Annotated in this window: 12 protein-coding genes; 7 read left to right on the top strand and 5 right to left on the bottom strand. The window is 44.3% G+C overall.

The genetic code is table 11. The annotated features are described in order from the left end of the window. Positions 1-126: 126 nt before the first annotated feature. Positions 127-666, bottom strand: a complete 540-nt coding sequence (tsaE, locus tag IE130_RS02910; protein WP_189581421.1) for a tRNA (adenosine(37)-N6)-threonylcarbamoyltransferase complex ATPase subunit type 1 TsaE — start codon at positions 664-666, stop codon at positions 127-129. Beyond that, positions 659-1,282, bottom strand: coding sequence for a 6-pyruvoyl trahydropterin synthase family protein (locus IE130_RS02905; RefSeq protein WP_189581405.1), 624 nt, complete (start codon positions 1,280-1,282; stop codon positions 659-661). The genes tsaE and IE130_RS02905 overlap by 8 nt, the downstream gene beginning before the upstream one ends. A 416-nt stretch (positions 1,283-1,698) precedes the next feature. Between IE130_RS02905 and IE130_RS14295 the strand changes: the two genes are divergently transcribed. Next, positions 1,699-1,821 (top strand): hypothetical protein, encoded by a 123-nt coding sequence (locus IE130_RS14295; RefSeq protein WP_264623036.1) that lies wholly within the window; start codon positions 1,699-1,701, stop codon positions 1,819-1,821. A 261-nt stretch (positions 1,822-2,082) separates the two neighbouring features. Here the strand turns inward: IE130_RS14295 and IE130_RS02900 are convergent, their stop codons facing one another. The 3 genes from IE130_RS02900 to IE130_RS02890 form a co-directional block, all read right to left on the bottom strand. After that, positions 2,083-2,415, bottom strand: a complete 333-nt coding sequence (locus IE130_RS02900; RefSeq protein ID WP_010198099.1) for a YnfA family protein — start codon at positions 2,413-2,415, stop codon at positions 2,083-2,085. 6 nt (positions 2,416-2,421) lie between these two features. After that, on the bottom strand, positions 2,422-3,243 hold the full coding sequence (locus tag IE130_RS02895) for a PhzF family phenazine biosynthesis protein (RefSeq protein WP_189581402.1): 822 nt from the start codon (positions 3,241-3,243) through the stop codon (positions 2,422-2,424). Positions 3,244-3,339: 96 nt separating this feature from the next. Next, positions 3,340-4,365, bottom strand: coding sequence for a zinc-binding alcohol dehydrogenase family protein (locus IE130_RS02890; RefSeq protein ID WP_189582521.1), 1,026 nt, complete (start codon positions 4,363-4,365; stop codon positions 3,340-3,342). 100 nt (positions 4,366-4,465) lie between these two features. Between IE130_RS02890 and IE130_RS02885 the strand changes: the two genes are divergently transcribed. The 6 genes from IE130_RS02885 (at position 4,466) to nrdA (ending at position 11,520) form a co-directional block, all read left to right on the top strand. Beyond that, a complete protein-coding gene (locus IE130_RS02885) occupies positions 4,466-5,371 on the top strand; it encodes a LysR family transcriptional regulator (protein ID WP_189581400.1) in 906 nt (301 codons plus the stop codon). Between the two features lie 129 nt (positions 5,372-5,500). Then, the gene (locus IE130_RS02880) at positions 5,501-6,427 is read left to right on the top strand and encodes a bestrophin family protein (RefSeq protein ID WP_189581397.1); all 927 of its coding nucleotides are present in this window, start codon (positions 5,501-5,503) and stop codon (positions 6,425-6,427) included. Positions 6,428-6,556: 129 nt separating this feature from the next. Beyond that, positions 6,557-7,204, top strand: coding sequence for a thiaminase II (tenA, locus tag IE130_RS02875; protein WP_189581395.1), 648 nt, complete (start codon positions 6,557-6,559; stop codon positions 7,202-7,204). Between the two features lie 176 nt (positions 7,205-7,380). Then, a complete protein-coding gene (locus IE130_RS02870) occupies positions 7,381-8,079 on the top strand; it encodes a class I SAM-dependent DNA methyltransferase (RefSeq protein WP_189581393.1) in 699 nt (232 codons plus the stop codon). Positions 8,080-8,400: 321 nt separating this feature from the next. Beyond that, a complete protein-coding gene (locus IE130_RS02865) occupies positions 8,401-8,721 on the top strand; it encodes a YbeD family protein (protein ID WP_051000722.1) in 321 nt (106 codons plus the stop codon). Between the two features lie 522 nt (positions 8,722-9,243). Further along, positions 9,244-11,520 carry a class 1a ribonucleoside-diphosphate reductase subunit alpha gene (nrdA, locus tag IE130_RS02860; protein WP_189581392.1) on the top strand — a complete coding sequence of 759 codons (2,277 nt, stop codon included), beginning with the start codon at positions 9,244-9,246 and terminating at the stop codon, positions 11,518-11,520. Positions 11,521-11,651 lie beyond the last annotated feature (131 nt).

The following is an 11,651-nucleotide window of genomic DNA, read 5'->3' as shown; positions in this document are numbered from 1 at the left end:
AGGTATCTTTATTTTGCGTAGTGATAATTTGCGTAGTGATAATTTGCGTAGTGATAATTTGCGTAGCGATAAGTAATGCTGGCGAATATTGATGACTTATATTGATGACTTATATTGAAGGTATAACTAAATCTTAAAGGATGATAGATCCAAACCTTGCGCTTGTCCTGCCTTCGATAGTCGCAGCTCAACGTGACGGGACTCTTTATCTTTACCACTGCTATTGGCTTGCGTCATATCGATAAACAAAATCGGCGGTGGTAAATAGCTGTCCGCACGACTTGCCCATTCAATAATGACCAGCGCATTTGGCTCATCCAGATACTCATCGAAGCCTATAAAGGACAACTCTTCTGGGTCTTGCAGACGATACAAATCCGCATGGTAGACGGGCTTGATTGAGCCATCTTTTTGCTCGATACTGTTTTGCTCGATGCTATAAGGCTCGACCAAGGTATAAGTCGGGCTTTTGACGGCACCTGTATGCCCTAGCGCCTGTAACCAATAACGAGTCAGAGTAGTTTTACCTGCCCCTAAATCACCCGCCAACCACACACTGCCCGTCAATGGCAACGCTGCTAATTGCGCAGCCAAACGCTGGGTATCGTCTTCAGAGTACAGTGTCAATGTTTTGACGTTTTTGTCTTCTGTTGTACTATTAGGCATCAGGCTTACCTGCCTGTACTTGCGTCTGTACTTGCATAGTTACCGTTGGATTAGTAAAGCTTTCACCGCGAATCAGTTTGGCATACAGATCGGTGTCATGCCATTCGGCACTGACTTGGTCACTGAATTCAAAGTCCTCTAAATTAAGCTGACCCATTTGCTCATTGGCCACATCATCAGCAAAACACTGGGCATAACCCGTTGCGGTTTCGTGCGCAATCACCGAGTAGACGCTGACATCAGACTCACCGTTTTGCATTTGGGTTTGCTTGAGAATTTCTTGCGCCCAAAAGAAGATGACTCTAGAGAACTGCTCTGCTGATGGCGATACCGGCAAGCTTATCCAGCGCGCGCTGAATTTTTTGCAAGCAGCGATATATTCAGGGTCGTCTTTATTCCAAAAGCAAATCGCATGATCAAAGCTGTCGATAATATCCTTGATAGACGACTTTAATAGTCCAAAATCATAGACCATTTGCCCATGATCCAAGCGCTTAGCCTCAAGAATCAGTTCAATCTGATAGCTATGACCATGGATAGAGTGTTTGCAGCGCTCAGAGCTACAATTACGCACAATATGTGCATTTTCAAATTTAAAAAGTTTACGGATACGCATAACAATCAACCAAAACAGTAAGCATCTTTGTGCTAAATAGGAATATTATAAAAGTTTGCCGCGACGACTCATCGGCTTGTGGCTCATTATAGCAAATCGTGATGTATCCGTAAGTAAGCACTTACGAATACTAATATTGATACTGGTATTGATTAAACGCATCGTTTGAACATATCTTTAGCCGACAATCTGACTGAGATATTCTAAATTTCAATATAAAAGAGGCGTTGAATAAAATTTAGCCAAATAGAATGACCGCATTGAAGCGTAGGGAAATTGTGCTATCGCTATCTATTGCACAGTCTTAGAGCTATACTCAATCTAGTACGCAGCATCTGCGTCAATTGTAGCCATTCCGCCCGCTAGTCAGCCAATCTGGCTTATGGCTGTATAAGCTACCTAAAGAGGAAAAAATCATGAGTAAAGGTCAAGATAGTAAGAAAAATGTGAAAAAGAAACCGCTATTGACGGCAAAAGAAAAGAAAGCCGCCAAGCAATCTAAGAAAGATGACAGTGGCAGTATCTTAGGCAAACATTAATATTGGATGCATCACTACGCTAATTAAAGCTATGCCAATCGAACCCCACGGTTTGATTGGCATTTTTTGTGTTAGGCGCTGCATTGATATTAGGGCGTGTCCTCATTTTAAAAATGAGGATAAAAGTGAGGTAAATGGCAGTCAAACAAGGAAAATAGCGCAGATAATATCGATATATTACCTAGCTAATTGACGATGTTTGGCAAGATTTAACCACTTTTAGCCCATTTAGATCGCTATCGGTTGAATTGAGGACACGCCCTAGCCACTGCGCGGTGCAAACATAATAATTGCCATGCCTAACAATGCAACCGCAGACCCTACGATATCCCATGTGGTCGGCCTGATACCGTTCACCGTCCACAACCATAAAATCGCCATCACAACATACACCCCACCGTAAGCCGCATAGACTCTGCCTACAGCGGTTGGATGTAATGTCAGCAACCAAACAAAGGCTGCCAGACTCAGCACGCTGGGAACAAGCAGCCAAATGGACTTACCTTCTCGCAGCCATAAATAAGGCAGATAACAACCAATAATCTCTGCTAATGCGGTCAGTGCAAAAAGCCCTAGTGTCTTTAATTCTGTCAAAACCCGCTACTCCTCGACCGTGATAAATCCTGTCAAATACTGCACGGCATTGCCGGAAACAAGCACCCTATCTTTTGCAACAACACAGTCTAGCACCCCGCCTCTATTTGACGCCTGATAAGCAACCAATTCATTTTTATTCAAACGCTCAGCCCATAATGGTGCAAGTCCTGTATGCACTGATCCAGTCACTGGGTCTTCATCACCGCCATTGGCTGGCCAAAAATAACGTGACACAAAATCGTAGTCTTTAAACTCAGCAGACTTAGCTTGGCATGTCACCACCACATCTAAAGGTGCGAGCTGTTTTAGCTGCTCGTTATCACGCTCTACGTTTAATACATCGCTTTCAGAATTATAAATCACGAAATAGGCTTGGGTATTTTTATAGACTTCAACTGGTGCAATAGACACTCCTGCCAGCAAACTATCAGGGATATTGTCGACTTTTTCAGGTTTAGTATTGGGAAAGTCCATTTGTATTTTGCCAGCGTCTGTTTGCACGATGGTCAATATCCCAACGGCGTCGGCTGAAAATTTAATAAAGGCTAAATTAGGATTTTTCTTAAATAACACAAAAGCAGATGCTAGCGTTGCATGACCGCAAAAGGCAATCTCAGTAAGCGGTGAAAACCAGCGGATATGATAGATATCTTTACCATCACTCTCATCTAAAACCAAAAATGCCGTCTCAGACAAATTGTTTTCAAAAGCAATCGATTGCATTAGATCATCAGCGAGCCAGCTATCGGTGATAATAACGGCTGCTGAGTTACCTTTAAAAACGGTATCAGTAAAAGCATCGATGACATTGATTTCTAGTTGCATATCTGTCTCTTATTTTTGATTGAGCCATGTCCTCATTTTAAAAATAGTGATAAAAACGAGGACATGCTTTATTAGGGTCTGTTGAATATTCAAATATTAAAAACCTTCCAATACTATCTTACCAATCGTTGTACCCGACTCTAGCGCTTGATGAGCCGCGCGTAGATTAGTCGCATTGATGACACCCATGTTTTTGCCAACCGTGGTTTTTATGTAACCCTGATCAATCAAGTCAGCGACACGGTTTAATAACTGACCTTGTGCTGCCATGTCCGAGGCTTTGAACAGTGAGCGGGCAAACATAAACTCCCAATGAAATGAGAGGCTTTTGAACTTAATTTTAGTGATGTCTAACTGCTCAGGATCATCGATTATCGCTATTTTCCCAAAAGGCGTCAAGATATCTATATAGGTATCGAAATAGCTTTCAGTACTCTGAAGGCCGGCGACATGGGTCACAGGGCCAATGCCCAACGCTTCGATTTGTGCCGCTAATGGCTGGCTATGATCAATCACATAATCCGCCCCCAGTGTCTGCACCCACTGCTTTGAGCGCTCACGTGAGGCTGTCGCGATAATGGTAGCGCCCGTTAATGTCGCTGCCAGTTGTAGCAAAATAGAGCCCACCCCACCTGCAGCGCCCACGACTAAGATAACCTCATTAGACTTGCTATTATCAGTGATTGGCTGCTGTTTAATGGTTAAATGCTCAAATAATATCTCCCATGCCGTGATAGTGGTCAACGGCAATGCTGCCGCTTCATTATTCGACAGACTTTTTGGTTTCATACCAACGATACGCTCATCCACCAATTGATACTCTGCATTACTGCCTTGGCGATCGAGCTCGCCTGCATAGTAAACACTATCACCAACTGCAAAGCGTGTCGCCTTCTCACCAATGGCGACCACTTCACCGACTGCGTCCCAACCAATGACTTTGTGGCTACCGTCCTCGGATGGCATGTTTTGGCGGACTTTATAATCGACAGGATTGACCGCGATAGAGCTAACTTTAACTAATAAATCAAAACCTTCTGCGATAGGCTGTGGCAATTCGATATCTTGCAATGAGTCCGTGTGAGTAATGGGTAAAGACTGTATAAATCCAATGGCTTTCATCATGCTGCTCCGGTTCGTTAAGTGGCTGCCATCATAACGCTGGCTTATGGCAAGATAAACAGGGTAATATTTGATACATTATCAAATAAGAATTGAGAATATGCTGTTATCTGATCTCGAAGTTATTCTAAAAATCGCTGAACATCGCAATATCACGGCAGCGGCAGCGCATTTAGACATGCGTGTGGCAACTGCCAGTGCTGCGCTCAAACGGGTAGAAAAAACATTGGGCGCTGAAATATTCATTCGTACCACGCGTCAATTACGTCTATCGAGTGCCGGAGAGCGCTACATTCCAGAATGTGAAAAAGCACTCTTATTGCTTGAGCAAGCTAGGCAAAACATCAAAGAAGATCTCGATATCGTCGATGGTGAGCTGCGCATTGCACTGCCTTCTGATTTGGGGCGCAACATCGTTACACCATGGCTTGATGAGTTATTAGATCATCACCCAAACATGAGCTTGAGAACCGATCTAAGCGATAGTCATATAGACTTTTATCGTGACTCTGTAGACATGGCATTACGCTATGGTTCGCCAAAAGATGCCAGTCTTTACGGCTTTAAGATTTGTGATGTCCCAGGGTTGCTTTGTGCATCGCCAGCGTATATAACACGTCACGGCATACCCCAGCATCCGCATGAGCTACCGACGCACAATGGGTTGTTTTATCAGCTGTACGATATCACTCACGATGTGTGGGAATTCACCAAGAACAAGCAAGTTTATAAAATAAAAATGAGTGGCAATCGAGCCTCTAACGATGGTGATCTGGTCAGGCGCTGGTGTGTCGAAGGAAAAGGACTTGCTGTAAAATCCTGCTTGGATGTTTCGAGTGACATATCAGAAGGCAAGCTGATTCATATCATGACCGACTATCAAGCAAAGCCAAGCGAGCTTTGGCTCATCTGCCCAAGTAGGCAATCGATAACCCCTGCGGTCAGACTGCTCAGAGATACCTTAAGAGAAAAATGTAAGGATCTTTTGAGTCGTTTAGCCATATAGTTTGCACGCTATGCTTCACTTTTTTTGCACAGTGTTCGATGGGCAGTCAAAAACAAAAATACTCAAATTTTAATAACGCTATTGTATAATGCACGGCCTACTAACATACCCCATCGCTAGGAAGCTGACATGATTGTCCGCCAAACCCCCAATGCCCTCAAGATATTTTTTACCCTGCGCGGCTCCATCATTCCAAAAGTCTATCGGCAAATTCTGCTGATTACTATTCTTAGTACACTCATAACGATCATTCAGCACTGGCTTCCTGACTCGTTTCCTTATTATGGTATGGCGATGTTTACCTTGCTCGGAATCGCGTTATCGTTATTTCTTGGGTTTCGGAACAATGCCAGTTATCAACGCTGGTGGGAAGCTCGGGGACTGTGGGGTCAGCTGGTATATGATTCCCGCAGCTTAACGCGTCAAGTGCTGTCTTTTATAGATGATGACACCGATGCTGGGCGTGATACTCAACGAGCGATGGTATATCTAACCATTGCTTTTGCTCATGCTGTGCGCCACAGGCTACGTGGTACGTCACCTTGGGAAGATATAGAGACATTTGTAGCGTTAACGCATCATGACAATATGCGCCAAGCGAAAAACGTACCTGATTATATAATGCGCCTCATGGGTAAGCAGCTCGGTGACATTCGGCGGCAAGGACTGGTGTCTGAGCAAGTCATCCAAAACATGGACGAGCGCCTGACATCTATGACGATTGTATTGGCGGCTTGCGAGCGCATTCATAATACGCCGCTGCCATTTGCTTATATGCTGTTGGTACATCGCACGACCTATCTGTATTGCATCCTGTTGCCTTTTGGCTTGGTGGCCTCACTCGGTTGGGCCACTCCGTTGATTTCTGCTGTAATCGCTTACACCTTCTTTGGTTTGGATGCCCTTAGCGAAGAGCTAGAAGAGCCTTTTGGCTTGGCAGCTAACCAACTACCCCTGACTGCCTTATCACGCACGATCGAAATCAATCTGCGAGAAGCATTAGGAGACACGGATATCCCGCCTGATATCGCGCCTATCAATGGCTACTTACCGTAAGTCGCATCAGCAATTGAAAACTTAGCTGTCCAAATGTATGATGCCATTATACTTGGTGCATCCCTTGCTAATAATGCATGAGTTCGTCTACCATCTGCTTACTCGCATTGATAAAAGTAAGTGAACACTATGAATTACCAAACGCTACGTCACCATTGCCCAACTTGGGATGATTATATTCAGCACGACTTTGTCAAGCAACTAGCAGCAGGTACGCTCGCCCCTGACAGCTTCCGCCACTACCTCGTCCAAGACTACTTGTATTTGATTCACTATACCCGCGTGATGGCGCTGAGCGTGTACAAAAGCGACACTCTGGCGCAAATGCGCGTCGGTCAAGCAGGCATTAATGCCATGCTCGATATGGAAATTGGCATGTATTTGGACTTCTGCCACCAATGGGGCATAGCGCTTGAAACCGTCGAGAATGCGCCTGAATCTACTGTAACCATCGCCTATAGCCGCTATATATTAGACGCTGCCCTGTCAGGCTCACTGGCTGAGCTGTATGCTGCTATTGCCCCTTGCTTGATGGGTTACGGCGAAATTGGCAAACGCATCAAAGCCGAAGGGTTTATCACGGGCAATCCCTATCAGCCATGGATTGATGTATTTTCTAGTGATGCATTTCAAGCGATTACCGCACAGAACGAAGTGCAGATCAATGAACTACTGGCACAGGCTAGCCCCGCTCAAGCAGACAAGTTCCAACAGTTATTTAATACTGCTTCACGTATGGAAGTGAATTTTTGGCAGCAAGCATTAGATCTGTCATAACTCGTATTTTTATAGCAAATTTAACGTCACGTACTATTCAATATAGTTGATTCAATTTAAAAGAGTGACAAGCCAACCGAGTGTAGATGTATGAGTAATACTTTAAGCGAGGTTAACGCTGTCACTCTTTTATAGTGGATTAACGATACAACAAAAAACACTCAAGGAGAGATATCATGGCAGCATTTGATGAACACGCAAGCGCGTACGATAGCTGGTTTTTTGACAATCAAAACTTACTGACCAGTGAGCTAAAATTAGTTGCCCATTTCTTAGATAAAGACAGTGAGATATTGTCTATCGGTTGTGGTAGCGGATTATTTGAATCACTACTAGCAAAAGATTATGATATTCATATCAAATATGGCATTGAGCCTTCTAAAGACATGGCCGCCGTCGCCGAAAAGCGCGGATTGCAAGTAGATATCAGCCCTGCTGAAACTTGCGAGATTGAGCCCAATAAGTTTGACATTATTATGTTCAACGGCAGTGTCAGCTATATCAGTGATTTGGATGTCTGTATTAAAAAGGCCTTTGACGCATTAAAGTCTGGCGGCAAATTGATTCTGATCGATGTACCAAAAGAGAGTGGCTTTGCCAGCTTATACAATTTGGCCAGCTCGTTAGGCACTTGGGAGCATCCGCTACTTGCGCACATCTCCCCTGCTGACCCTTATCCTATTGAACTGGTAAAGTCAGCCAATTGGCGCACCTCAAATGAAAAAATCGCGCTGATGCAAGCCAATGGTTTCGTCGATTTTGAGTATGCGCAGACCTTATTGACCCATCCAATGTATGCCAATGATAAGGTACAAGAGGTCATCGAAGGTTATGACCGTGGGGACTATGTGGCGGTTTGTGGTTATAAAAGATAAGCGGTCACTGTCCATACCCTGTCCGTAACGTAGCCGAAGGTTCGACATACCCTAATGTACTGTCGTCGCTATCACAGGACTTGAATAATAGGCTTAGTGCCACTATAAATGGGCAATAAAGCTCTTATCCAAATATAGTCAAATCCATATGAATCCGCTACATCGTCATCCGCGCTAAGCATACTAATGTATAACTTGCGCTCGGTTTACTTGTATCGAAATTATTTGAATTCAACTATAGCTCATATTTAAAAAAACGAGGCAAACATCATGAGTGATGATTCAAAAGATACTGATAATCAAAACACCAAAGACGTCACCATGACGGATCTGACACCCAATGAAGGTGTCTTAAAAGGCAAAAAAACCGACATTCAAAATCCAGAGCTGTGGGATTTTCCAATGAACTACCCTTTGAGCATCATTGGTCATGAAGGCGAGCATGAAAGCTTGCTTAATGAAGTCAAGCTGATCCTCGGTAGCCAGTTCCCTGATTTTGATTTGGCTTCTATAGAAGTTAAGCCATCTAAAACGGGTCGCTTTCATTCAGCGCGTGTCAATTTATACCTCACAGCAGCCGATCAAGTGAATACACTTTATGCGTCACTTGATGATGCAAAAACGGTTCGTATGGTCGTATAAACAGGTAATGGGTGTTTAGAAAAAAACAACCCCTTTTCCGTCCAAATCGTCACTCATATGTTATTACTAGATATAACATATGAGTGGCGATTTTTTATGGTTTGGTGTACAATCTGCGCCCGCATTATTGCCGCTCTGATCACTATTATCAGTCGACAATTTACAACAAAATAAAAATCAAATCGTCACGATATTTTTACAAAAAATTTATGATGAGCGCATTTGCGTCTAACCCTTATCCCATCGTCCTTTGCCCAAATCTGGACAGCTCACAACCTCGCAGCAACATAGTTTTAGTCTAAAATCAATATAGTATTTTCAAAATTTTCCCGCTATATTGTGCCTACCAATTAACAAACACGCTATATGTAGTACTCAGTGATTTTAATCATCATTATGAGTAGCGGTAGTTTTTTGCCTAAAAAAACCAGCTATCGTAACCCAGCATCGTAGCGTTATAAAGAATGTTTGCCGCCGATTCAGCGCGCAGCATCACAATAAGCAATCAAAATAGAGGCCAGCATGACACATATTGACAAAATCCAAGTAACCAAACGTGATGGACGTTTAGAGCCTATTGATTTAGACAAAATTCACAAGGTGATAGCGTGGGCCGCTCACGGCTTGGACAATGTGTCTGTATCACAAGTTGAGCTAAAGTCGCACATCCAGTTTTATGAAGGTATCAAGACTCGTGACATTCACGAAACCATCATCAAATCTGCTGCTGACCTTATCTCTGAAACGACGCCTGATTATCAATATCTAGCGGCTCGTTTGGCTATCTTCCATCTGCGTAAGATTGCTTACAATAGATTCACGCCGCCACATCTATTCGATCACGTTACAACGCTGACCAATGCTGGTAAATATGATGAGCATATCCTAGCTGACTATAGCCGTGCTGAATTTGACGAGTTAGAAGAGTATCTCGATCACTGGCGTGATATGAACCTTGCGTATGCGGCTGTTGAGCAAATGGCAGGTAAATACCTCGTCCAAGATCGTGTTAGCAAAACTGTCTTTGAGAGCCCGCAGTTTTTGTACATGCTGGTCGGTATGTGCTTGTTTAGCCGTTACGAAAAATCAGAGCGCATGAACTATGTGAAGCGCTTCTATGATGCGACTTCAGAATTCAAAATCTCACTACCAACGCCTATCATGTCTGGTGTGCGTACGCCATCGCGTCAGTTTAGCTCGTGCGTATTGATCGAATGTGGTGATAGCCTAGACTCTATCAACGCGACTACTAGCGCCATCGTACGCTATGTATCACAGCGCGCTGGTATCGGCATCAACGCTGGTCGCATCCGTGCCCTTGGTAGCCCTATCCGTGGCGGCGAAGCACAGCACACTGGCTGTATTCCGTTCTATAAATTGTTCCAAACTGCGGTGAAATGCTGCTCACAAGGCGGCGTCCGTGGCGGTGCAGCGACCCTGTTCTACCCATTATGGCATCTAGAAGTTGAGTCATTACTGGTACTCAAAAACAACCGCGGCGTCGAAGACAACCGTGTCCGTCATATGGACTACGGCGTACAGTTAAACAAAACGATGTACACGCGCCTCATCAAAGGTCAAGATATCTCGCTATTCTCACCAGGTGATACGCCGGGCTTGTATGATGCGTTCTTTGAAGATCAAGACAAATTCGAAGAGTTATATACCAAGTACGAGAACGACCCTGCTATTCGTAGCCGCCAGATCCCAGCAGCCGACTTGTTCAGCCTAATGATGCAAGAGCGCGCCAGTACTGGTCGTATCTATATCCAAAACGTCGATCATTGCAACACGCATAGCCCATTTGACGCGACGGTTGCCCCGATTCGCCAGTCAAACCTATGTATGGAAATCGCGCTACCGACCAAGCCACTTGATAATATCAATGACGAAGAAGGCGAAATCGCCCTTTGTACGCTATCAGCGGTGAACTTGGGTAAAGTCGAAAACGTCAGCGATATCGAAGAGCCAGCCGAGCTAATCGTCCGTGCGCTTGATGCCCTGCTCGACTATCAAGACTATCCAGTCAAAGCCGCCCAAAACGGCAGTATGCGTCGCCGTACGCTCGGTGTGGGCGTGATTAACTATGCTTATTACCTTGCTAAAAATGGCGTACGCTATTCAGATGACAGCGCGCTTGGTCTGACCCATCAAACGTTTGAAGCATTGCAATTCTATCTCTTGAAAGCATCAAACAAATTGGCAAAAGAGCAAGGCGCTTGCCCTGCGTTCAATGAGACGACATATTCACAAGGTATCTTACCGATTGATACGTACAAAGCCGACTTGGACAAAATCTGCCAAGAGCCGCTACATCTAGATTGGGAAACGCTACGTGGCGAGATCACTGAGCACGGTCTACGCAACTCTACCCTAACCGCCTTGATGCCGTCTGAGACCTCTAGTCAGATCGCCAACGCGACCAACGGTATCGAGCCACCACGTGGTCTGGTCTCTATCAAAGCGTCAAAAGATGGCATCTTAAAGCAAGTCGTGCCTGAGATTGATAAGCTAAAAGATCAGTACGAGCTACTATGGCAAATGCCAAACAATGACGGTTACCTAAAGCTGGTCGCTATCATGCAAAAGTTCGTCGATCAAAGTATCTCTGCCAATACCAACTACGATCCTGTTCGTTATGCTGGCGGCCGTGTACCGATGAAGATATTGCTAAAAGACTTGCTAAACGCTTATAAAATGGGTGTGAAGACGTTGTACTACCATAACACTCGTGATGGTGCGAACGATGCCCAAGCGGATATGGAAGATGATTGTGCTGGCGGTGCGTGTAAGATTTGAGAACCGTTAAAAAATTGCACTGCAATTTTAGGTTCGCAAGAGAAATTCTTTAAATAGAATTTCTGATGGATGGCGGGGTTGGCTGTTAGGTTAAGCTCGTTATCCACCATTAATATATAGTTGAAAGGCTT

Source organism: Psychrobacter glaciei (genome assembly GCF_014652895.1).
Taxonomy (GTDB): domain Bacteria; phylum Pseudomonadota; class Gammaproteobacteria; order Pseudomonadales; family Moraxellaceae; genus Psychrobacter; species Psychrobacter glaciei.
The sequence above is the reverse complement of the archived record's forward strand: the minus strand, read 5'-3'. Positions and strand labels throughout refer to the sequence as shown.